This is a genomic window from Hafnia psychrotolerans, assembly GCF_014639435.1.
Lineage (GTDB): Bacteria > Pseudomonadota > Gammaproteobacteria > Enterobacterales > Enterobacteriaceae > Ewingella > Ewingella psychrotolerans.
This window is the reverse complement of sequence record NZ_BMFZ01000004.1, coordinates 1-23,194: the sequence shown is the minus strand read 5'-3', so window position 1 is coordinate 23,194 and position 23,194 is coordinate 1. Positions and strand designations below refer to the sequence as shown.

21 protein-coding genes are annotated in these 23,194 nt (G+C 52.3%); 8 read left to right on the top strand and 13 right to left on the bottom strand.

Annotation, left to right across the window (positions count from 1 at the left end):
• Nucleotides 1–22 precede the first annotated feature (22 nt).
• The 4 genes from yggU to IEV89_RS08435 all read right to left on the bottom strand — a co-directional run bounded on the left by yggU (nt 23) and on the right by IEV89_RS08435 (nt 2,636).
• Nucleotides 23–316, bottom strand: coding sequence for a DUF167 family protein YggU (gene yggU / locus IEV89_RS08450; RefSeq protein ID WP_229746442.1), 294 nt, complete (start codon nt 314–316; stop codon nt 23–25).
• Complete coding sequence (locus tag IEV89_RS08445; protein WP_188472491.1) at nt 313–867, bottom strand: YggT family protein; 555 nt, start codon at nt 865–867, stop codon at nt 313–315. The genes yggU and IEV89_RS08445 overlap by 4 nt, the downstream gene beginning before the upstream one ends.
• A gap of 158 nt (nt 868–1,025) precedes the next feature.
• Complete coding sequence (gene proC / locus IEV89_RS08440) at nt 1,026–1,847, bottom strand: pyrroline-5-carboxylate reductase (RefSeq protein WP_188472489.1); 822 nt, start codon at nt 1,845–1,847, stop codon at nt 1,026–1,028.
• Nucleotides 1,848–1,916: 69 nt separating this feature from the next.
• Nucleotides 1,917–2,636: a YggS family pyridoxal phosphate-dependent enzyme gene (locus IEV89_RS08435; protein ID WP_188472487.1), complete on the bottom strand. Its 720-nt coding sequence runs from the start codon at nt 2,634–2,636 to the stop codon at nt 1,917–1,919.
• Between the two features lie 21 nt (nt 2,637–2,657).
• Here IEV89_RS08435 and IEV89_RS08430 point away from each other — a divergent pair, with 21 nt between their 5' ends.
• Nucleotides 2,658–3,698 carry a type IV pilus twitching motility protein PilT gene (locus tag IEV89_RS08430; RefSeq protein ID WP_188472485.1) on the top strand — a complete coding sequence of 347 codons (1,041 nt, stop codon included), beginning with the start codon at nt 2,658–2,660 and terminating at the stop codon, nt 3,696–3,698.
• Here the strand turns inward: IEV89_RS08430 and ruvX are convergent.
• The 8 genes from ruvX to metK form a co-directional block, all read right to left on the bottom strand.
• Entirely contained in the window at nt 3,646–4,083 is a 438-nt protein-coding gene (ruvX, locus tag IEV89_RS08425) for a Holliday junction resolvase RuvX (protein WP_188472483.1), read from the bottom strand. The genes IEV89_RS08430 and ruvX overlap by 53 nt on opposite strands.
• Nucleotides 4,083–4,646 (bottom strand): YqgE/AlgH family protein, encoded by a 564-nt coding sequence (locus IEV89_RS08420; protein ID WP_188472481.1) that lies wholly within the window; start codon nt 4,644–4,646, stop codon nt 4,083–4,085. Before IEV89_RS08420 ends, ruvX begins: the two co-directional genes overlap by 1 nt.
• 71 nt (nt 4,647–4,717) lie before the next feature.
• A complete protein-coding gene (gene gshB / locus IEV89_RS08415; RefSeq protein ID WP_188472479.1) occupies nt 4,718–5,668 on the bottom strand; it encodes a glutathione synthase in 951 nt (316 codons plus the stop codon).
• 11 nt (nt 5,669–5,679) lie between these two features.
• Nucleotides 5,680–6,411 (bottom strand): 16S rRNA (uracil(1498)-N(3))-methyltransferase, encoded by a 732-nt coding sequence (rsmE, locus tag IEV89_RS08410; protein WP_188472477.1) that lies wholly within the window; start codon nt 6,409–6,411, stop codon nt 5,680–5,682.
• Between the two features lie 99 nt (nt 6,412–6,510).
• Nucleotides 6,511–7,215, bottom strand: a complete 705-nt coding sequence (gene endA, locus IEV89_RS08405; RefSeq protein WP_188472474.1) for a deoxyribonuclease I — start codon at nt 7,213–7,215, stop codon at nt 6,511–6,513.
• A gap of 99 nt (nt 7,216–7,314) precedes the next feature.
• Nucleotides 7,315–7,830, bottom strand: a complete 516-nt coding sequence (locus IEV89_RS08400; protein ID WP_188472472.1) for a SprT family zinc-dependent metalloprotease — start codon at nt 7,828–7,830, stop codon at nt 7,315–7,317.
• Nucleotides 7,831–7,918: 88 nt separating this feature from the next.
• Nucleotides 7,919–9,313 carry a sugar porter family MFS transporter gene (locus IEV89_RS08395; RefSeq protein ID WP_188472470.1) on the bottom strand — a complete coding sequence of 465 codons (1,395 nt, stop codon included), beginning with the start codon at nt 9,311–9,313 and terminating at the stop codon, nt 7,919–7,921.
• A gap of 380 nt (nt 9,314–9,693) precedes the next feature.
• Nucleotides 9,694–10,845 (bottom strand): methionine adenosyltransferase, encoded by a 1,152-nt coding sequence (gene metK / locus IEV89_RS08390; protein ID WP_188472467.1) that lies wholly within the window; start codon nt 10,843–10,845, stop codon nt 9,694–9,696.
• An 876-nt stretch (nt 10,846–11,721) separates the two neighbouring features.
• On the opposite strand from metK, the gene speA reads away from it, so the two are divergent.
• Nucleotides 11,722–13,704, top strand: coding sequence for a biosynthetic arginine decarboxylase (gene speA / locus IEV89_RS08385; RefSeq protein ID WP_188472465.1), 1,983 nt, complete (start codon nt 11,722–11,724; stop codon nt 13,702–13,704).
• Nucleotides 13,705–13,870: 166 nt separating this feature from the next.
• On the top strand, nt 13,871–14,794 hold the full coding sequence (speB, locus tag IEV89_RS08380; RefSeq protein WP_188473225.1) for an agmatinase: 924 nt from the start codon (nt 13,871–13,873) through the stop codon (nt 14,792–14,794).
• A gap of 105 nt (nt 14,795–14,899) precedes the next feature.
• Here speB and loiP read toward each other — a convergent pair whose 3' ends face one another.
• Entirely contained in the window at nt 14,900–15,652 is a 753-nt protein-coding gene (loiP, locus tag IEV89_RS08375; protein ID WP_188472463.1) for a metalloprotease LoiP, read from the bottom strand.
• Between the two features lie 249 nt (nt 15,653–15,901).
• Between loiP and tkt the strand changes: the two genes are divergently transcribed.
• The 5 genes from tkt (at nt 15,902) to IEV89_RS08350 (ending at nt 23,079) form a co-directional block, all read left to right on the top strand.
• Complete coding sequence (gene tkt, locus IEV89_RS08370; protein ID WP_188472461.1) at nt 15,902–17,896, top strand: transketolase; 1,995 nt, start codon at nt 15,902–15,904, stop codon at nt 17,894–17,896.
• Between the two features lie 502 nt (nt 17,897–18,398).
• Nucleotides 18,399–19,415 carry an erythrose-4-phosphate dehydrogenase gene (gene epd, locus IEV89_RS08365; protein WP_188472460.1) on the top strand — a complete coding sequence of 339 codons (1,017 nt, stop codon included), beginning with the start codon at nt 18,399–18,401 and terminating at the stop codon, nt 19,413–19,415.
• 71 nt (nt 19,416–19,486) lie between these two features.
• Complete coding sequence (gene pgk / locus IEV89_RS08360; protein ID WP_188472458.1) at nt 19,487–20,650, top strand: phosphoglycerate kinase; 1,164 nt, start codon at nt 19,487–19,489, stop codon at nt 20,648–20,650.
• A gap of 129 nt (nt 20,651–20,779) precedes the next feature.
• Nucleotides 20,780–21,859, top strand: coding sequence for a class II fructose-bisphosphate aldolase (gene fbaA / locus IEV89_RS08355; RefSeq protein WP_188472456.1), 1,080 nt, complete (start codon nt 20,780–20,782; stop codon nt 21,857–21,859).
• Nucleotides 21,860–21,996: 137 nt separating this feature from the next.
• Nucleotides 21,997–23,079, top strand: coding sequence for a LacI family DNA-binding transcriptional regulator (locus IEV89_RS08350; protein ID WP_188472454.1), 1,083 nt, complete (start codon nt 21,997–21,999; stop codon nt 23,077–23,079).
• Nucleotides 23,080–23,194 lie beyond the last annotated feature (115 nt).

Sequence of the window (23,194 nt, the reverse complement as noted above, 5' to 3'; positions counted from 1 at the left end):
CTGATTGAATTGAGCGTGTTTTTTATTCAGCGAGCAGTACCGCGACCTCGGCCGGGATATTTTGCGGATTCGTGATGCGGACTTGTTTATGGCGGCCCAACTCGCCCTTTTCAATGCTGATGTGACTTTTGGCGACTTTAAACTGTTTGGCGAGATACTTCACCAGATGCGAATTAGCCTGACCGTCCACCGGCGGCGCGGTAATGGCGACTTTAAACTCGTCGCCATGCATGCCTACCAGGCTGTCGCGGCTGGCTTTGGGCTGGATAACCAGCCGCAACACCAGCGCGTCAGCCTGCCAGAAGACCGGACTCAGAGCAGGAACCACAGCTCACCCAGCAGGTCCATACCCAGATAGTTCAGCATATAAAGGATCAGGATCACCACCATCGCCGAGAAGTCGATACCGCCCATCGCTGGCAGAAAACGACGTATAGGCGACATCAGCGGTTCAGTCAGCTGCATCAAAACGTAATCCATTGGCCCGCGACCCTGGCTCACCCAGCTCATCAGCGAGCGGATAATGATCAGCCAGAACACCAGATAACCGGCGGACTTGACCAGAGAAACCAGGCCGAACAGCAGGTTATAAGGACTGAGGGATACCCCTCCGCCCTGAATCAACAGCAGCAGAGGATATTTGATGGTCATCAGCAGGAAGGCTAACAACAGCGATGCGCTGTCAACCGGTCCCAGCGGAGGAATAATCCGGCGCAATGGCCCGATAATCGGCTGCGTAATTTTCACCACAAACTGCGAGAACGGATTGTAAAAATCGGTGCGCGCCCACTGCATCCAGATACGCAGCAGTAAAACCATGACGTAAAGGTCAATCAGTGTTTTGACCAGGAAAGTCAGCGTTAACATAAATCCCCTTTGCCCCTCATTCTCCGAGCTGGTTCTGCGTTGGCGGGCTTCGCGAACCCTGGTCACAGACTACTCTATGCTTTCAGAGATTCACTCAGTGACCGCCATGATGCAACTCGAATGATTTTGGGCATTAATATTTTATTATTAGTCCTGAATCAGAACTGTTTTTCCATTTCCTGCGCACGGGTAATGGCTGCTTGCATGGCTTCGGAGACAATCTCCGGTAACTTCTGTTGGTTAAAGACTTTCAGCGCTTCAAACGTGGTGCCTCCTTTGGAAGTCACGTTCTCTCGCAGTTGCGACAGTGGCGTGTCCGGGCTGGCAGCCACCAGCGCCGTAGCGCCGCTAGCGGCTTGTTCTACCAGCATACGCGCCATTTCCGCACTGAATCCTAAACGTTCGGCTTCGGCTTGCATAGCTTCCATGAATAGGAAAAAATAGGCGGGCGCACTGCCTGCGGTGGCAATAATATGGTTGATGCCTTCTTCGGTATCAACCCAGCATACCTTGCCGACCGCTCCCATCAAATCACTACTGTACTCTCTGTCCTGCGGACCCACCGCTTTTGGCGCATATAGCCCGCTCATGCCTTTACCCACTAATGACGGAGTATTTGGCATGATGCGTACGATATTGACGTCTTCGCCAAGCAGGCTATGGAAGCGTGCGATGTTGATGCCTGCGGCGATCGACAGTACCAGTTTACCGCTGAAATCCACCTCTTTTTGCAGTGATTTACATACGTCTGCCATCAGTTGCGGTTTCACGGCCAGCACCACGACTTCGGCTTCCTGTGCACAGGCGAGATTGTCGTCGCTGCTTTTCACGCCATATTTGGATGCTAGCGGATCACGGTTTTTGCCTGAAGGAGCACAAACGCTGATCAAATTTGCTGGATAGCCGCTATCGACCAGACCAGAAATGATCGCGCCCGCCATGTTACCGGCGCCAATAAAACATAATTTGCGATGCTGCATGCTGCTCCTCTCTACTAAAAACAGGGGGATGATTTTTATGTATTAAAACCGTTTCTTCCACGACATGGGTTACTGTTTTGCGTTGTAATCACGCGCACCAAATATCGCCGTGCCAATACGTACCATGGTACTGCCTGCTGCGATGGCAGCGGGCATATCATCGGTCATGCCCATCGACAGCGTATCTGCCTGCGGGCAGATCACCTGCAAAGCCTTAAGTGCATCACGCATCTGGCCGAAAACGGCCAATTGGCGCGTGTGATCCGTTTCTGCGGCGGGGATCGCCATCAGACCCCGCAGCACCAGGTTTGGCATCGCCATGATTTGTATGGCCAACGCTGCCACTTCGTCCACGGCAATGCCGGACTTACTGGCCTCATCGCTGATGTTTACCTGAATCAAAACCTGCAACGGCGGTAAATCCGCTGGACGTTGTTCGTTCAGGCGCTGAGCGATTTTTAGCCGGTCAACCGTTTGGCACCAGTCAAAATTCTCGGCCACGAGGCGGCTTTTATTCGATTGCAACGGACCGATAAAGTGCCAGATCAGTGCGGGCTGATGTCCTGCAAAGTGTGCAATCTTGTCCACACCCTCCTGCACGTAGTTTTCACCGAACGCCAACTGGCCGGCAGCGATCGCGTCTTCGACAGCGCTCACAGGTTTAGTTTTACTGACTGCAAGCAGCGTAATTTCTTCCAGAGGCCGCTCGCAGCGCCGCGCCGCCGCGGCGATTTGCTCACGAACATCCTGTAAGTTCTTACCAATCGTTTGTGGCTGATTAAGGCTCATAGTGGCTCAGGAGATTTCAAAATGGATATCGATGAATTTGTGGCGCTTAGTGTAAAGCAAAATGCCTCAGATCTGCACCTTTGTGCCGGACACCCGCCGATGTTGCGAAGTCACGGGGAATTAAGGCCAATACAGAATATGGCGAAAATCACCGTGGAAAATATGCAGTCGCTCAGCAATCAGTGGCTGGAACCCTCGCAGCGCGCCGAATTACAGAGTAAAGGTCAGACTGACGGCGCTATTTCACTGGAAAATGGCTTACGCCTGCGGGTGAATTTCTTCAGGCAACTGCATGGGCTGTCGGCCGCACTGCGCTGTGTGCCGGAACGGTGTCCGCAGCTGGAGCAGCTCCACGTACCGCCTATGTTGGCGAACCTAACCCAATGCGAAGATGGGCTGATCTTGGTGACCGGGGCTACCGGCAGCGGGAAATCCACCACGTTGGCGGCGATGATTGACCACCTCAACCGGACCTGCGCCCGGCATATTATTACGCTGGAAGACCCGATTGAATTTATTCATAGTAGCCAGCGGTGCCTTATTCAGCAGCGGGAGCTGGGACGCCATACGCACTCTTTCAGCGACGCCGTTCGTGGCGCCCTGCGCGAGGATCCGGATGTTTTGCTGCTGGGCGAGCTGCGTGATGCTGACAGCATCCGGCTGGCGCTGACTGCTGCGGAAACCGGACATCTGGTGCTGGCGACCCTGCATACCCGGAATGCTACCCAGGCGGTTGACCGACTGGTGGACGTATTTCCGGCGCAGGAGAAGGGGTTTGTCCGCGCGCAGTTGGCGGGTAGCCTGCGCGGTATCATTGCGCAGAAACTGATGGCAGGAAGCCATGGTGCAAGGGTAGCGCTGTTCGAAGTTCTGACTTCTACGCCGGCGGTGGGGAATTTGATCCGCGAAGGCAAGACGCATCAATTGGCTGATGTTTTGCAAACCGGATCGCAGGCTGGCATGCAAACCTTTGAGCAGAGCCGGTTACAACGCATTGCCAGTGGGCTTATTAGTCCGCCGCTGGCTGACTCCACTGCTTCTCAAACCAGCTTTCCAGAATGATCACGGCAGACGCCGCATCTACACTGCCCTTGTCGAGCGCGCGGAAACCCCCGCGATCAAACAGGTCAGCACGGGCTTCGACGGTGCTCAGACGTTCATCATGCAATTCAACCTGAACACCAAAACGACCATGCAGGCGGTTGGCAAACTTGCGCGCACGGACTGTCAGCGGTTGTTCAGTGCCGTCCATATTCAGCGGTAGGCCGACCACGACCACGTCAGGCTGCCACTCTTTGAGGAGTTTTTCGATCTTCTGCCAGTCTGGCGTGCCGTCCTGGGCTTTAAATGCTGTCAGTGGTCGAGCGGTACCTGTGACCTCTTGGCCGATGGCCAACCCAATACTTTTAGTGCCAAAATCAAAGGCAAATACGGTGCGGCTAGCCATTATGCGCGACCTGCATGGGTGGCAAGCTGGCCGACATCAATGCCGATCATTTTTGCGGCTTCGCGCCAGCGTTCAGCGATCGGTGTGCGAAACAGGATATCGCTGCTGGCTTCGATGGTGAGCCAGGCGTTATCCAGTAACTCTCTTTCCAACTGGCCTTGTTCCCATGCGGCATAGCCGAGCGCGACCAGCACGTCTTTAGGCTGTTCCGGGGTACCCAGCGTTTCCAGCACATCTTTGGATGTGGTGATCATCGTGATGTCAGAAATCTGAATGCTAGAGCCAAAACCGCTGCGTGGTGTGTGCAAGATAAAACCGCGATCGTCTGCCAGCGGGCCGCCGGAGAAGACGGGGCGATCGAGACGAATCGCCGGATCGCGCGGGGTGGGGGAGATATCCAACTTATCGAGCACGTTTTCGACGGTGAAGTCTTCGACCAGTTTATTAATCACCAGACCCATTGCGCCCTCTTCATTATGTTCGCAGATATACACAACGGAACGTTTGAACTGGGGTTCATCCAGCCCAGGCATCGCAATAAGGAAGTGATGTTGTAGATTCATGGTATGCAGGACGTTTAACCTCAGAAAGTAATGATGGCGCAGTCAACTGCGCCATTGTGCAGCAGATAACTTTAGCGCGCAGCGAGACGTTTTTCGATCGCATCCATCAGCATGCCGGTGACGGAAATCGGAAAGGCAGCTTCGATTTCACGTGCACAGGTCGGGCTGGTGACGTTGATTTCAGTCAAGCGGTCGCCAATGATGTCCAGACCGACAAAAATCAGTCCCTTTTCTCTCAGCACGGGAGCGACCTTGCGGGCAATCTCCCAGTCGCTCTCGGTCAGTGGACGGGCTTCACCGCGACCTCCTGCGGCCAGATTGCCACGGGTTTCACCTTGTGCCGGAATGCGCGCCAGGCAGTAGGGCACAGGTTCACCATCAACAACCAGAACGCGCTTGTCGCCGTCTTTGATAGCCGGCAAATAATTCTGCGCCATGCAGAAACGGCTGCCGTGTTCGGTCAGGGTTTCAATGACCACCGAGACGTTGGCATCTTCCGGTTTCAGGCGGAAAATTGATGCGCCGCCCATACCGTCGAGCGGCTTGAGGATCACGTCGCTGTGTTCTTGATGGAAAGCTTTCAACTGTGCGGAGTTACGGGTCACCAGCGTATCCGGCGTCAGTTCCGGGAACCATGCGGTGAACAGCTTTTCGTTACAATCGCGCAGGCTCTGCGGTTTGTTGACGATCAGCGTGCCTTTCTCTTCGGCGCGTTCGAGGATATAGGTGGCATAGATGAATTCGGTATCGAATGGCGGATCTTTGCGCATCAGGATCACGTCGAGTTCCTGCAGGGTGATGTCCTGTTCGGTGCCGAATTCATACCAGCCGTCGTAATCCTGCTTCACGCTGAGCTTACGGGTGGTCGCACGGCCTTCGCCGCCGCGCAGATACAGGGAATTCATTTCCATGTAGTGCAACTCGTAACCACGGCTTTGTGCTTCCAGCAACATCGCGAAGCTGGTGTCTTTTTTGATGTTAATGGACGAAATAGGGTCCATTACGATGCCAAGCTTAATCATTTGGTCTCCTCTTAACCCAGATCGCCGAAACGAACCTGTAAGGCCGTTATCGCGGTGAGTGCTGTGGTTTCTGTACGCAGAACACGGGGTCCCAGCAGGATATCAGTAAATCCATAGCCGGAGGTCATTGCAATTTCTTCGGCGGAAAGCCCACCTTCGGGGCCGATCAGCAGGCGAACGTGATTCACTGGCAGCGGCAGGGTATTAATGCTGTGACTGGCACGTGGATGCAGGTTCAGCTTCAGGCTGTCGTCCTGCTCGGCACACCAGGCTTCAAGCTGCATCGCCGGGCGAATCACTGGAATACGGTTACGGCCGCACTGCTCACACGCAGCGATAGCGATCTTTTGCCACTGTTGCAACTTCTTCTCCAGTCGCTCGCCATCAAGCTTTACGCCGCAACGCTCTGAAAACAGAGGCGTCACAGTATTCGCGCCCAGCTCGATGGATTTCTGAATGGTGAACTCCATCTTCTCACCGCGTGAAATCACCTGTCCGAGGTGCAGGTTGAGTGGAGATTCGTTGTCAGACAACACACCTTCGCTCAGGCTGACGCGTACACTTTTTTTATCAACCTGAGTGATGCTGGCCTCGAAGACCTGATTACTGCCGTCAAATAACTGAATCGACTGACCTGGCTGCATACGCAACACGCGTCCGACGTGATTAGCTGCATCTTCGCAGAGGGCAATTTCGCTGTGAGCGTTCAGGCGTTCCGGGTGATAAATGCGAGGTATGCGCATGTGAGGCTGCTGTCCTTAAAGTGTTTAAGTGAGCTATTTTGGCGATATTAGCCCGCGTTGTCGCGAGCTAATGTGCTCTGGTGACATGTTTATACTAAGTTAGCTTTTTTGTTGCGCGCAAGCCTGTTGAACATACGGATTATGATTCCCCTGCACCTGTGCTATCCGGTCGTCGCGCTCACATTCCCAACGAGTGACGGGATATTGTTTATTCCAGGCGGTAAACAGCTGCGTTTGCTGACGAGATAAGTTCAACTGATAGCGGTCACGCATATAAAAATAGGTGCGGGCGATAGCACCGCGCGCTCGGGCCGGTGGTTCTGCTGCTTTAGCTTTAAAATCCACTTTCATCTCACAGCGCCCGTACTGGCCTTCACCGCCATTCCACTGGCTGTACATGAAATTATTGCGGTCACCGTTCACTTCACCAATGGAGGGCTGTAGGTTGTGGAGGTCGGTTTCAATCTGGCGATAACCCTCATCCCTCGCACAACTTTTACGTCCACCGTCCTGCCAGCACTGACGTAAATGGCCAAACTGCCAGGCCGGCATCACATGTTCCCACTCAATTCGATTCGCGCGTAATGCACTTTTCCGTACCTGATAACCACAGGATTGGAGATCAGGCGTCCCTTTTTTGCCTTGCCAGTTGATGTTACAGCCACAGTAAAATGTCGCTGCGCCCTGATTGATTTTTACCGCTTCGGCTTTGGCCTGGGTGAAGTTATTGATGCCTTTGCTGAGAGCAGAAAAGGAGGCTAATGCGGCGAGTACAGCAACAGTTACAACAATTTTGCGAGACATATTCCAAAAATACCTGATGCGAAAAGCGCGCAGGGTAGCGGATACCCAGTGAGGTGACAATCAGTGGATGACGATTTCTATTGATGAACAGTCAAACGATTAACCACTGCCTTTGATGTTGAAGCGTAACAGTTCACCGCAATGACGACAGCGATACTCAGCCTCTTTGCGCATCACGCGGTTATGACGGCGCACGGTGAGTTGGTGGTCCTGGCAGGCGCATAAATAGGGATAGGTTTTACTTTGTACTGAGGCCGTTTCGAATTTATGAGTGCGGCTGGCACTGACACCGAGCACGTGCTCCATCATCCAGCGCCACTCCTTGCCGTGCGGCGCGGCGGCGCGGCCAAAATGCCGATAAACCAACAGGTGTGCCAATTCGTGCGGCACCACTTCATCGACAAAAGGCTGTTGATTCTCGACTAATAGCACTTGATTCAGTCGGATTTGCCAGTGTTGCAGGTAAGCACTGCCCGCGCTGGTACCGCGCTGCAGATAGCTGATTTCCGGCTCGGGGTGATCCGTACCGAAATGGGCATTCGCCAACTGAAGTTTTTCCCGCAGGCAGCGCATCACGGCTTGTTGCAGGGCGATTGGGAGTCGGTTTTTTTTCATCGGGCGAAGAATAAAACGGTGGGAGGAGAGATGCAAACAGCTTTGCGATGTTAAATCCCCCTCCGGTAAAAGAGGGGGATTTTATCATTTACTTACCGATGTCGCGCAGTGCTTCACCACTCATCAAATTACGTTCGATGTGTTCCAGAGAGACGTTTTTGGTCTCTGGAATCAACGCAATCGTGACGAAGATGAAGACAACGTTTAGCGCGGCATAGACCCAGAAGGTATTCGCGTTGCCGAGTGTGTCGAGCATGGTCAGGAAGGTTGCGCCGACAATCATGTTGGCGATCCAGTTAGTGGTCGTCGAAACGGTGATACCAAAATCACGGCCGCGCAGCGGCTGAATTTCAGAACAAAGTACCCAAATCAACGGACCGGCACTCATGGCGAAACCGACGATGAACATGAGTAACATGGCGACGGAGAAATATTTCGCCATATCCGACTCAACGCCAATGTGCAGCATGGTACCTAACACGCCCATACCGACAGCCATGACCATGAAGCCCAGTTTTAGGGTAGGTTTACGGCCCCAGCGGTCGACCAGACCAATGGCAATGAAGGTTGCCAGTACGTTGACGACACCCACAATGACCGTCCCCCACATCTGCTGTGAGGTGCTGGCAAACCCAGCAATACCGAAGATTTTCGGTGCGTAATACATGATGACGTTCATACCGGTGAACTGTTGCATGACCTGTAGCAGGATGCCGAGGTAGACCGCACGACGGAAGTTTTTATTGCTGGTGAATAGGCCCCAGCCACTTTGTTTGATTTTCAGGCTTTCACGTATCTCATCCAGCTCTTTTTTGGCCTGAGCCGTAGAGTCACGCAATCTTTCCAATACCCTGCGGGCTTTATCGTCGTTGCCACGGGCTGCCAGCCAGCGTGGGCTATCCGGCAGGAAGAACACACCAATCAACAGTAACAGTGCCGGGATAGTGATAACCCCCAACATCCAGCGCCAAGCACCGGTGTAACTGAAGCCGGTGTCAGAAAGATAGGCAGCCAGAATACCGATGGTGATCATTAACTGGTACATCGAAATCATGCTGCCGCGGATTTTTTCCGGGGCAATTTCAGACAGATAAACAGGCGCGGTATAAGAAGCGATACCGACGGCCAGACCCAACAAGATGCGGGCGATGATCAGAATTTCGGTATTGGGTGCAAAGGCCGAAAAGAGTGAGCCGACCACGAATAAAATGGCACCAATCATCAGACTGTATTTACGGCCCAGACGAAAGTTCAGCCAACCACTACCGATAGCCCCTACCGCGGCACCGAACATCATTGAGCTAACGACCCACTCCTGCTGATGGCTGGTTATCTGGAATTCATTACTGATGAATGGAAGGGCACCAGCGATGACGCCGATGTCCAGCCCGAACAGCAGGCCTGCCAGTGCCGCCAGAAAACAGACAAAGAAAGTGACGCTTTTATTTGAGCGTTTCTTTTTGCCATACGTTGAGTTACTCATCCTGCCTCCGAAAGATAGCAATAATGCTTAGCTTGTTATGTTATTTGCCCTTGCCCTGACGAAAAGTGCGCCAGATCACAGCGTTGTAATCGCTTACACTTATTGGTTCGATTATTGATCAAGCATGGGAAGCTGTTACGAGATGTGACGATGGAAAAGGGGACTATTTCACAGAGTAATACGTAATATTTTGATTCATATCAATCAAATATTGATATCTTAGCAGTGTATTTTACATTAATTTATTGATTTTAAAGCAATTAATTTTTGTAACCGTTTTCATTAATGGTGACTGTTTTGCTTAAGTGTCGTCGTTAAATAGCAGGCAATAAAAAACCCCGCCAGCAATGGCAGGGTTTTAAGCAACCACGTTCTGAAAATTATAGGCCAGTAGCTTCACGCAACTGAGCGGCTTTGTCGGTTTTTTCCCAAGGGAAATGTTCGCGACCAAAGTGCCCATATGCGGCGGTTTCTTTGTAGATAGGATGCAGTAGATCCATCATCTGAATCAGGCCGTAAGGACGTAGATCGAAGAATTCGCGCACCAGCAGAGTTAACTGCTCGTTGGATATTTTACCGGTGCCGAAGGTTTCCACCATGATAGACGTCGGTTCAGCCACGCCGATAGCATAGGAGACCTGGATCTCACAACGATCAGCAAGACCGGCCGCCACGATATTTTTCGCCACGTAACGGGCCGCGTAGGCCGCCGAGCGGTCAACCTTAGACGGATCTTTTCCGGAGAACGCACCGCCACCGTGACGGGCCATACCGCCGTAGGTATCCACGATGATTTTACGGCCAGTCAGACCGCAGTCACCCATTGGGCCACCGATCACGAAACGGCCAGTCGGGTTAATATGGTATTTAGTCCCGGCGTGAAGCCACTCTGCTGGCAGCACAGGTTTGATGATTTCTTCCATCACGGCTTCTTGCAGATCTTTCAGCGCGATGTCTTCAGCGTGCTGAGTTGACAGGACGACGGCATCAATACCGACAATTTTTCCTTCGTCATACTGGAAAGTGACCTGGCTTTTCGCATCAGGACGCAACCACGGTAGGATGCCTGCTTTACGAACTTCAGCCTGACGCTGTACCAGACGGTGTGCGTAGGTGATCGGCGCTGGCATCAGCACTTCGGTCTCATTGGTTGCGTAACCAAACATCAAGCCTTGATCGCCTGCGCCTTGTTCCAGCGGGTCAACACGGTCGACACCTTGGTTGATGTCCGGAGACTGCTTACCGATAGCGCTGAGTACGGCGCAAGAATTCGCGTCGAATCCCATTTGAGAATTAACGTAGCCAATCTCACGGATGGTTTGACGGGTGATTTCTTCTACGTCGACCCAGGCACTGGTGGTAATTTCACCGCCAACGAGGACCATGCCGGTTTTAACATAAGTTTCACATGCAACACGTGCTTTCGGGTCTTGTTCTAAAATTGCGTCCAGTACGGCATCAGAAATTTGGTCGGCGATTTTATCTGGATGTCCTTCTGAAACAGATTCGGATGTGAAGAGATGTTTAGCCATTATGTTCTTTACCTTCATACGACGGGTTAGATATCACTGCATAGCACTGGGGAGACTGGCAGATGATGAGCGAAGCTCGCCATTGTCGCAATGCGTCCTGCACGTCCCCATAAGGCAAAGCCTTGAAGCAGTTTGACAGTCAATCCAAATAGACGGATTAACATCTGGACGGCTATTTTAGGATAGCAGGTGTTCTGAAAGCCAGTCATTTTTGTGATGAATATGGCGTTTTTGTGTGAATTTGCAGGCATCTTCACGCGCAGAAACAATCTCTGGTGCATTTTCATTTTGCATTTACAGCGGGTTGCCGGTATAAACGGCGCGCGCTCAGTACGTTAATCTACGCCAGCGTATCCCAGTAATTACTGTTTTCTCAGCTTGAATGCCCGCGGGTGATGCGCGGCACGTGTGGAGGTGGTTAGGTTAATGACCCACTTTTTACCGATGGTTACATTTCAACAGCATCCCCTGCAGAGAGTGTTAATTGCTGCTGCACGCCTTTCTGAAAAATTTCTGTCATCAATCCGATGTTATAAACAGGCTGTCCGCCGAACGGCAGCGTTTGTACCGCTTGGCTATAGACAGCTCAGTCTGCAACATCTGAGCGCTACTCAGCCATATAGGGCCAGTTAACCACTGCTTCCCCGTAAAAACTGACGTAGCCTGCAACCTAGGGGCGTTATTCCTATTGGTTTCTCCTGACCCGTTCCACGGAGTCTAATGATGAATTATATAATCACATGAGTGAAAAACAGTTTGCGAACCATGGTGCGCGGGATTTCCTCCTGTCTGAAAGCCATTCGTTTGGGTTGTTCTCACTTGTTGTTACTGCGATAGTGGCTGGCCATGTTGTCAGTGTAGAAAGAGGATTTACCTATGTCTGATAACATCCAGTCCCACCGTCCGTCACATGCGGGCGATTCGGTTTCTTTGCGCTCTATGCAGGAGGTTGCCGTGAACGATCGTGATGCCAGCAAAATGCTGCGCACTTACAATGTTGCCTATTGGGGTAACAATTATTATGACGTCAACGAGCTGGGCCACATCAGCGTTTGCCCTGATCCTGACGTTCCGTCGGCTCGGGTGGATCTGGCGCAACTGGTGAAAGACATGCGTGCGCAGGACGGTCAACGTCTGCCAGCGCTGTTCTGTTTCCCACAAATTCTGCAACACCGTCTACGTTCGATTAACGCCGCGTTCAAGCGGGCGCGTGATTCGTTTGGTTATGAGGGTGATTACTTCCTGGTCTATCCTATTAAGGTTAACCAGCACCGCCGCGTGATTGAGTCGCTGGTTGAATCTGGCGAACCCCTGGGTCTGGAAGCCGGTTCTAAAGCAGAACTGATGGCCGTACTGGCACATGCGGGTATGACCCGCTCAGTGATCGTCTGTAACGGTTATAAAGACCGTGAATACATTCGTCTGGCGCTGATTGGCGAGAAGCTCGGCCATAAAGTCTATCTGGTGATCGAGAAGATGACTGAGATAAAACTGGTGCTGGAAGAAGCTGAACGCTTGAACGTGACCCCGCGCCTTGGCGTGCGTGCGCGCCTGTCGTCTCAGGGTTCCGGCAAGTGGCAGTCCAGCGGCGGCGAAAAGTCCAAATTTGGCCTGGCGGCCTCGCAGGTTCTGCAACTGGTGGAAATGCTGCGTGAAGCCAATCGTTTAGATAGTCTGCAACTGCTGCACTTCCATCTGGGTTCCCAGCTTTCTAATATCCGTGATATCTCCACTGGTGTGCGTGAATCTGCGCGCTTCTACGTTGAGCTGCACAAACTGGGCGTTAATATTCAATGCTTCGATGTTGGCGGAGGTTTGGGCGTTGATTACGAAGGAACACGTTCGCAGTCTGACTGCTCGGTGAACTATGGCCTGAACGAATACGCTAATAACGTGATCTGGGGCATCGGTGATGCCTGTAATGAACATGGCCTGCCGCATCCAACGGTGATCACTGAATCAGGCCGTGCCGTTACCGCACACCATACCGTGCTGGTCTCCAATATCATTGGTGTGGAACGCAATGAATTCCGCGATCCGATTGCTCCGGCTGATGATGCGCCGCGCGCGCTTGGCAGCATGTGGGACACCTGGAACGAAATGCATGATCCAGAAAATCGTCGCTCATTGCGTGAATGGCTGCACGACAGCCAGATGGATCTGCACGACGTCCATTCACAATACGCACACGGTATTCTTGACCTGACGCAGCGTGCCTGGGCGGAAGATATCTATCTGAATATCTGTAATAAGATTCAGGATCTGCTGGATCCAAGTAATCGTGCGCACCGTCCGATCATCGATGAATTGCAAGAGCGCATGGCGGATAAATTGTACGTCAACTTCTCGCTATTCCAGTCGATGCCGGATGCCTGGGGTATTGACCAACTGTTCCCTGTTTTACCGCTGGAAGGACTGGATAAACCGCCGGTGGGTCGCGCAGTGCTACTGGATATCACCTGTGACTCCGACGGCACGATCGATCACTACATCGACGGTGACGGTGTGGCCACGACCATGCCAATGCCGCCGTATGACCCTGAAGATCCACCAGTGCTGGGCTTCTTTATGGTGGGTGCGTATCAGGAAATTCTCGGCAATATGCACAACCTGTTCGGTGATACTGCGGCGGTAGACGTGTTCGTCTTCCCTGACGGCAGTATTGAAGTGCAGCAATCCGACGAAGGCGACACTGTTGCCGACATGTTGGAATATGTGCAACTGGATCCTAACGTGCTACTCAGTCGCTTCCGCGATCAGGTAAAAGAAACCGATCTGGATGCCGATCTTCAGGCGCAGTTCGTCCAAGAGTTTGAATCCGGTTTGTACGGTTACACCTATCTGGAAGAAGACGAGTAAAAACGCACCCTAATCCGGCTTGAAGCTGAGCCGGGTTAGAGTAGAAATCCCTTTCCCGTCGGGCTAACGACGTGATGGGGATTTTTTTTCATCTATACTTCACCACGCGGTGTCAGCAGCAGGCTGCACGGCGATGCAAAAAGAGGACATATTTATGAGCAAATTAGTGAGCACTTTAGGCAATGAGCCTGATAACTCCCTGGTTTCCAACGCATTCGGTTTTCTACGTTTTCCACTGAACTTCCAGCCATACACGGCGGAAGCTGACTGGGTCATCACCGGTATTCCTTTTGACATGGCGACCTCCGGCCGTTCAGGCGCACGCCTCGGTCCTGCCGCTATCCGTCAGGTGTCGGTGAATCTGGCGTGGGAAGGTCAGCGCTGGCCGTGGGATTTCGATCTGAGCGATCGTCTGAACGTCATCGACTGTGGCGATCTGGTGTTCAACTTCGGTGATGCGCAGGATCTGACGGACAAGCTGCAACAGCATGCTGATAAAGTGCTGGCGTCCGGCAAGCGTATGCTGTCTTTCGGCGGCGACCACTTCGTGACCTTGCCACTGCTGCGCGCGCACGCCAAGCACTTCGGTAAAATGGCGCTGGTGCATTTCGATGCGCATACCGACACCTATTCTAACGGCAGCAAATTCGACCACGGCACCATGTTCTTCCATGCGCCGAACGAAGGTCTGATCGACCCGAATCACTCGGTGCAGATCGGTATCCGCACCGAGTTCGACAAAAACCTCGGCTTCACCGTCCTGGATGCCGCGCAGGTCAACGACCGCACCGTGGATGACATTCTGGCGCAGGTTAAGCAAATTGTCGGCGATCTGCCGGTTTACCTGAGCTTTGACATCGATTGTCTGGATCCGGCACACGCTCCGGGTACCGGCACACCGGTGATCGGCGGGCTGACGTCTGATCGCGCGCTGAAACTGGTTCGTGGCCTGAAGGATTTGGATCTGGATATCGTCGGTATGGATATCGTGGAAGTGGCGCCGGCTTACGATCAGTCAGAAATCACCGCGCTGGCGGCTGCCACGTTGGCGCTGGAAATGCTACACGTACAGGCTTACAAAAAAGGCTAATGGGTCGGGATCGACTTCTCGTTGCCGATTGGAAAAATCGCCCGACTTTATGTCGGGCTTTTTTATGTACTGGAAAGTAAGGATCTTAATTTTTGGAATTTGAAATTACTTACCGGCGGCAATACGTTCACGAATGTGTTTAGCGCGGGCCTCGGATGAGGGATGATCATTAAACCAACCTATGCTGCCTCCTTTATCCCGTGTTGCCAGTTTTTCGAAGCTGGTGGCCAGACCGGTTGGGTCGATACCGCGTTTTTTCAGTAAATCGAACGAGTAATCATCTGCCTGGGATTCCTGCTTTTGCGAGAACTGTGCATTAACGTATTTCTCACCAAGATCAGCCAGTTGTGACTGAGACAGCGTTGCGCTGATGCCACCTAAAGAAGATGCTGCCGAACGAGCCGCCATTGTGCTGTAAGCTACCTGCATCGCTTTGCGGGTGTGCCCCAGCGCCACGTGGCCCATTTCATGTCCCAGCACACCTTCGACTTCATTATCGTTCATCATGTCCATCAGGCCGCTGTAGACACGGATACAGCCGTTAGCCATTGCCCAGGCATTGACGTCTTTGGTGATGTACACCTTATAGTTCGCCGGTTGCCCATTAATATTATCGCCAAGCGCGGCGGAGATTTTCTTCAAACGCTGCGCGTATTTACTGTTATCGGGCGCGACCTGATTTTTTTTGTCCATCTCTTCACAGGACTGCACGCTCAGCGTTTTGACATCTGCATCTGATAGCGTTGCTGCCTGATAAGCCTGCGCGCCGGATTGCATTAAGGTGTCAGTATTCAGATTGGCACAGCCAGATAGCAGAGTAACAACGCTTAGACTCAACAGCGTGGGGGTAAATTTCATCAGTTTTTGATTCCCAAAAGTAAAAAGCGAAACAGAGAAAAAAGCCGTAAAAAGGCATTAAAGGTAAGGATAGCGTTAAGGTAGGTTTTTTGCTTCTGTCGGTCTATAGTTGATCTCTTAAAAATCGCACTGATTTAAAAGTGAATTCTGTGAAGTTCATCACGCGCGCGAATAGAGTTTGCCGTTTTAATGCCTAGTCTGAGAAAATGACTTTCTTGACTGCTTTTTTAATCCGACCTGGAGTAGAACATGTCCTCTCGTAAAGAGCTTGCGAACGCTATCCGTGCACTGAGTATGGACGCCGTACAGAAAGCCAAATCCGGCCACCCTGGCGCCCCGATGGGCATGGCAGACATTGCCGAAGTTCTGTGGCGTGACTATATGAACCACAACCCCACTAACCCGCACTGGGCTGACCGCGACCGCTTCGTGTTGTCAAATGGCCATGGTTCAATGCTGATTTATAGCCTGTTGCACCTCACGGGCTATGACTTGCCGATGAGCGAACTGGCTAACTTCCGTCAACTGCATTCTAAAACCCCAGGCCATCCGGAATACGGCTATACGGCTGGTGTTGAAACCACCACCGGCCCGCTCGGTCAGGGTATCGCCAACGCCGTCGGTTTTGCTATTGCTGAACGGACGCTGGCTGCGCAGTTCAATCAACCGGGTCACGATATTGTCGACCATCACACCTACGCCTTTATGGGCGACGGTTGCATGATGGAAGGGATCTCCCACGAGGTCTGCTCGCTGGCGGGCACCATGAAGCTCGGCAAACTGACCGCGTTTTATGATGACAACGGCATCTCTATCGATGGCCACGTTGAAGGCTGGTTTACCGATGACACCGCCGCACGCTTCGAAGCTTATGGTTGGCATGTAGTACGTGACATTGATGGCCACGATGCAGCGTCCATTAAAGCTGCCATCGAAGAATCTCATAAGGTTACCGACAAACCTTCTTTGCTGATGTGCAAAACCGTGATCGGTTTTGGTTCACCAAACAAAGCCGGTTCCCATGAAGCACACGGCGCGCCGCTGGGCGATGCTGAAGTGGCAGCAACCCGCAAACAACTGGGCTGGAATTATCCTCCGTTTGAAATTCCGCAGGACATTTATGCTCAGTGGGATGCGAAAGAAGCCGGTAAGGCCAAAGAAGCCGCATGGGATGAGAAGTTCGCGGCCTATGCGAAGGCGCACCCTGAGCTGGCAAAAGAGTTCAAACGCCGTGTTAACGGTGAACTGCCTGCTAACTGGCAAGCCGATTCACAGAAATTTATCGAAGAATTGCAGGCTAAGCCTGCCAATATTGCCAGCCGTAAAGCGTCACAAAATACGCTGGAAGCCTTCGGTAAAGTGTTACCAGAATTCCTCGGCGGCTCCGCTGACCTCGCGCCAAGCAACCTGACGATGTGGTCTGGCTCGACATCACTGGGCGACGATCTCGCCGGTAACTACATTCACTATGGTGTGCGCGAATTCGGTATGACCGCGATCACCAACGGCATCGCGCTGCACGGCGGTTTCCTGCCGTACTCGGCGACCTTCCTGATGTTTGTGGAATATGCCCGTAACGCGGTGCGTATGGCTGCGCTGATGAAAATCCGTAACGTGTTCGTTTACACCCATGACTCCATCGGTCTGGGCGAAGACGGTCCGACCCACCAGCCGGTTGAGCAAATGGCCAGCTTGCGCGTGACGCCAAACATGAGCACCTGGCGTCCTGCGGATCAGGTTGAGTCTGCGGTGGCATGGAAATACGCTATCGAACGTAACGACGGTCCGGTTACGCTGATCTTCTCTCGTCAGAACCTGACCCAGCAACCGCGTACTGCCGAACAATTGGCTAACGTGGCGCGCGGTGGTTACGTGCTGAAAGATTGCGACGGCACACCTGAAGTGATCCTGATCGCCACCGGTTCTGAAGTCGGTATTACGGTAGAAGCGGCCGATAAACTGGCCGCAGCGGGCACCAAAGTGCGCGTCGTGTCCATGCCGTCAACGGACGCCTTCGACAAGCAGGACGCCGCGTACCGTGAATCCGTGTTGCCGAAAGCAGTGAGCGCACGCGTCGCGGTAGAGGCGGGCATTGCTGACTACTGGTACAAATATGTTGGTCTGAACGGCGCCATCGTCGGCATGACCAGCTTCGGCGAATCTGCTCCGGCGGAAGAGCTGTTCAAAGAGTTTGGCTTTACTGTCGAAAACGTTGTTGCACAAGCTCAGACGTTATTGAAGTAAGAAGTTAAGCTATAGAAATCTGAAGGCATCCATCGGGTGCCTTTTTTATTGCTTCAGTTTATGACCCAACTCGCATTTCTCATCGCAAATGACGTAGGTCAAACGGAGAAATAGCCGACTCGGCTACAATCTGGTTTCTATATTATTGTTTAATGTTGTCGGTTCATGGGAAAAGATTGGCATAAATGCGATCTCGACGTGAAGTCGCGGTAAAAACAGGGTTTCGTATTGCCGGTTTTTTCAGCGAATCGACACGAAAATGCGTTCAAAACAGGCAGATTATTCCTTTTGTTTGCTGTTTGGTTTATGCTCGGCTGAACCGTTTCAGTTGACGGTTTTGGGGGGCAACTTCAGGCTGAGGTAGTCAACGTCCTGACATGATTTGAACCTTAAAAGGTCAAACATGTCATAAAAGGTTGTTGAGAATGATTCACCGTTACTGCGCACTGCATTACTATAGTGGTTAACGCCAAAAGGCGATCACCGTGTAACAGGGAGAGGTATGCCAATACGTATTGCAATTAATGGCTTTGGTCGCATCGGCCGTAGCGTATTGCGCGCGTTATACGAATCCGGACGTCGGGCGGAAATCAGCGTTGTTGCTATCAACGAACTGGCCAGCCCTGAAGGAATGGCTCACCTGTTAAAATATGACTCCAGCCACGGGCGTTTCTCGTGGGATGTGCATCAGGAAGGCGACGTTCTGTATGTCGGCGACGACAGCATCCGTCTGTTGCATCAACCGGATGCCTCCTCGCTACCTTGGGGAGAGTTGAGCATTGATGTCGTCCTCGACTGCACCGGTGTTTATGGCAGTCGCGAAGATGGCGAAGTGCAACTGGCGGCGGGCGCGAAGAAGATTCTGTTTGCGCATCCGGGCGGTCACGATCTCGACGCCACTGTCGTTTATGGCGTCAACCAAAACCTTCTCGAACGCCAGCACCGTATTGTTTCCAACGCATCCTGTACCACCAATTGTATCATTCCTATTATTAAGCTACTGGACGACGCTTATGGCATCGAATCCGGTACAGTGACCACCATCCATGCCTCGATGAACGACCAACCCGTGATTGACTCCTATCATGCGGATTTACGCCGAACACGCGCCGCGAGCCAGTCAATTATTCCGGTCGATACCAAACTTGCCGCAGGTATCACGCGCATCATGCCGAAGTTCTGCGATCGCTTCGAAGCCATCTCAGTGCGTGTGCCGACCATCAATGTCACGGCGATAGATTTAAGCGTTTTTGTCGAGGGATGTGTGACGGTCGATGAGGTTAACCAACTGTTGCAAAAGGCCGCGAATGGCGCTTTTCGTGGTATTGTTGACTATACCGAACTACCATTAGTCTCAACAGATTTTAACCATGATCCCCATAGCGCTATCGTCGATGGTACGCAAACGCGGGTAAGTGGGCAGCACCTGATTAAGACGCTGGTCTGGTGCGATAACGAGTGGGGCTTTGCCAACAGAATGTTGGATACAACATTAGCAATGTCCGCTAGCGGTTTCTAGTACGGCACTTTCGGCCAGTAGCTGGAAGTGCCCTCAAGCAACTTTAAAGAGAATCAACGAGAGGATTCACCATGTCTGTTATTAAGATGAGCGATCTGGATTTAGCGGGTAAACGCGTACTGATCCGTGCGGACCTTAACGTGCCGGTTAAAGATGGCAAAGTGACATCTGATGCACGTATTCGCGCGTCATTACCTACCATCGAAATTGCCCTGAAACAAGGCGCACGCGTGATGGTTACCTCGCATCTGGGCCGTCCGACTGAAGGCGAGTACAACGAAGAGTTTTCTCTCCTGCCAGTTGTTAACTATCTAAAAGATAAATTGTCTTCTCCTGTTCGTCTGGCTAAAGATTACCTTGATGGCGTTGACGTTGCTGAAGGTGAACTGGTTGTTCTGGAAAACGTTCGCTTTAACAAAGGCGAAAAGAAAGACGATGAAACACTGTCTAAAAAATACGCCGCACTTTGTGACATTTACGTGATGGATGCCTTTGGTACCGCACACCGTGCACAAGCCTCCACCCACGGCGTCGGCAAATTTGCCCCAATCGCCTGTGCGGGTCCTCTGCTGTCAGCAGAGCTGGAAGCATTGGGTAAAGCATTAGGTAACCCAGCGCGTCCAATGGTTGCGATCGTAGGCGGTTCTAAAGTCTCCACTAAACTGACTGTTCTGGATTCCTTGTCCAAAATCGCTGACCAGCTGATCGTTGGCGGTGGTATTGCGAACACCTTCGTGGCCGCTCAAGGTAATAATGTCGGTAAATCTCTCTACGAAGCTGGCTTGGTTGATGAAGCCAAACGACTGCTGACGCTTTGCGATATTCCTGTTCCGACAGACGTTCGCGTGGCCACTGAGTTCTCTGAAACTGCAACGGCAACCGTGAAGTCTGTTAAAGACATCAAAGATGACGAACAAATTCTCGACATGGGCGACGAGTCTGCAAATCGCCTTGCTGAGATCATCAAAAACGCGAAAACCATTCTGTGGAATGGCCCGGTAGGCGTGTTCGAGTTCCCTAACTTCCGTAGAGGAACCGAAATTGTGGCGCAGGCCATTGCTGATAGCGAAGGTTTCTCTATCGCAGGCGGCGGCGACACCTTAGCGGCTATCGATCTGTTCGGTATCGCTGACAAAATTTCCTATATCTCCACTGGCGGTGGCGCATTCCTGGAGTTCGTTGAAGGGAAAGCACTGCCAGCGGTTGTGATGCTGGAAGAGCGTGCTAAGAAGTAATGAACCCTGAACAGGAAGCATAGGGCTTCCTGTTCTTCTTTGTCGTGCGAGGGGCTGCACAGTGGAACTCGCGCGACATAGCAAACCGATTCAATCCATCTACGGCCGACGAATACAGGACAAAGAACTATGTCTAAAATTTTTGATTTCGTAAAACCAGGCGTTATCACTGGTGATGATGTACAGAAAGTTTTCGCTATTGCTAAAGAAAACAAATTTGCTCTGCCAGCGGTTAACTGCGTAGGCACCGACTCTATCAACGCCGTGCTTGAAGCCGCTGCGAAAGTCCGTTCCCCGGTTATCGTTCAGTTCTCTAACGGCGGCGCTGCGTTCATCGCTGGCAAAGGCCTGAAAACTGACGTGCCACAAGGCGCTGCAATTCTGGGGGCAATCTCTGGCGCACACCATGTGCATCAGATGGCAGAACATTACGGCGTGCCGGTTATCCTGCACACTGACCATTGCGCGAAAAAACTGCTGCCATGGATCGACGGTCTGCTGGACGCAGGTGAAGCTCACTTCGCCAAAACCGGTAAACCACTGTTCTCTTCACACATGATCGACCTGTCTGAAGAATCCCTGGAAGAAAACATCGAAATTTGCAGCAAGTATTTAGCTCGCATGGCAAAAATCGATATGACTCTGGAAATCGAACTGGGTTGTACTGGTGGTGAAGAAGATGGCGTAGACAACAGCCATATGGACGCATCTGCGCTGTACACTCAGCCGCAAGACGTTGATTACGCATACGAAAAACTGAATGCAATCAGCCCGCGTTTCACTATCGCTGCGTCATTCGGTAACGTACACGGCGTGTACAAACCAGGTAACGTTAAACTGACTCCAACGATTCTGCGCGACTCTCAGGAATACGTTTGCAAGAAACACAACCTGCCACACAACAGCCTGAACTTCGTGTTCCACGGCGGTTCTGGTTCGACTGCAGCAGAAATCAAAGAATCTGTAGGCTACGGTGTGATCAAAATGAACATCGATACCGACACCCAATGGGCAAACTGGGACGGTATCCTGCAGTTCTACAAGAAAAACGAAGCTTACCTGCAAGGTCAGTTGGGTAACCCGGAAGGCGCGGACAAACCTAACAAGAAATTCTATGACCCACGCGTATGGCTGCGTTCTGCACAGGCTTCCATGGTGACTCGCCTGGAACTGGCATTCAAAGAACTGAACGCGATCGACGTACTGTAATTCTTACCCTTCCGGTGCTTGACCACCGGAATGTGAGGATCATAACCAAAGGGGCTTCGGCCCCTTTTTTATTGTCTGCTTTCCGGCCACAATAGCTCGTGCTGCGCGTTCCCGCATAAATCCCCGAAGAGAGAGCCATGAAGCCAAAATCTGTCACCCTCGATGATGTGGCGCGCCATGCAGGTGTGTCTTATCAGACCGTTTCCCGCGTGCTTAATCAGGCGGCGCACGTCTCGGCCAAGACGCGCGATAACGTCGAGAAGGCGATGGTTGCGCTGAACTACGTGCCGAACCGTGTCGCGCAGCAACTGGCGGGCAAACAAAGTTACACGCTGGGACTGGCGACCACCGAACTGGCGCTGCATGCGCCATCGCAAATTGCCTCTGCGATGAAAACCCGCGCTAACCAATTGGGGTTTAACGTGGTGATTTCGATGACGGACAACCTGAGTCTGTCCGCCTGCCGTGCGGCGGTGAGCGAGCTGATGTCGCAACGGGTCGATGGCGTGCTGATCAACGTACCGCTGTCGAACGACAATGCGCAGGCGATTGCGCAGATGTGCAACAATTTACCGGCGCTGTTTCTGGATGTCGATCCGCAGGCTGACGTGTTCAAGATTTTATTCGATCCGCACTGTGGGGCAGAGCAGGGCGTGGAACATCTGCTGGCGCTTGGGCATCAGCAGATTGCGGTGTTGACCGGCCCGCTTGAATCCATTTCTGCGCGCCTGCGTTATGAAGGCTGGCTGCAAACGATGGCGAAGCACAATGTGAAGCCTTGTACGGTGCAGCACGGCGACTGGAGCGCGGCATCTGGCTACCAGCAGGCATTGTTACTGCTCAACCAGCCAGAGCGGCCTACTGCGATTCTGGTGGCCAATGATCAGATGGCGCTGGGTGTGCTGCGTGCGGCACATGAATTCGGCCTGCGTGTGCCGGAGCAAATCTCGGTAATGGGTTATGACGATACCGAAGACAGCGCATTTTTCTTCCCGCCACTGACCACCATCAAGCAGGATTTCCGCCTGCTCGGGCACGAGAGTGTGAATCGTCTGGTCGATGACCTGCATCCCCAAGGTGACTACCGTAGGTCATCACTGCTGCTGCCGACCTCTCTGGTTGAACGCCATACCACGGCGAAACCCGGCGAAGCGCATGCTTCACCGGAATCTTTGTCCCAGGAACTGATCCGCATTGCGCGGCAGCTCAGTGCGTTGTAACGCCCAAAGGCAGAACACACCGATGTGAATCTGTGATCTGCATCCCTTTCTTGTATTCCCTCGCTTTACTTAATACTGGGTGTTGCACATGTTCATTCTTATTGTGAGCGCATAA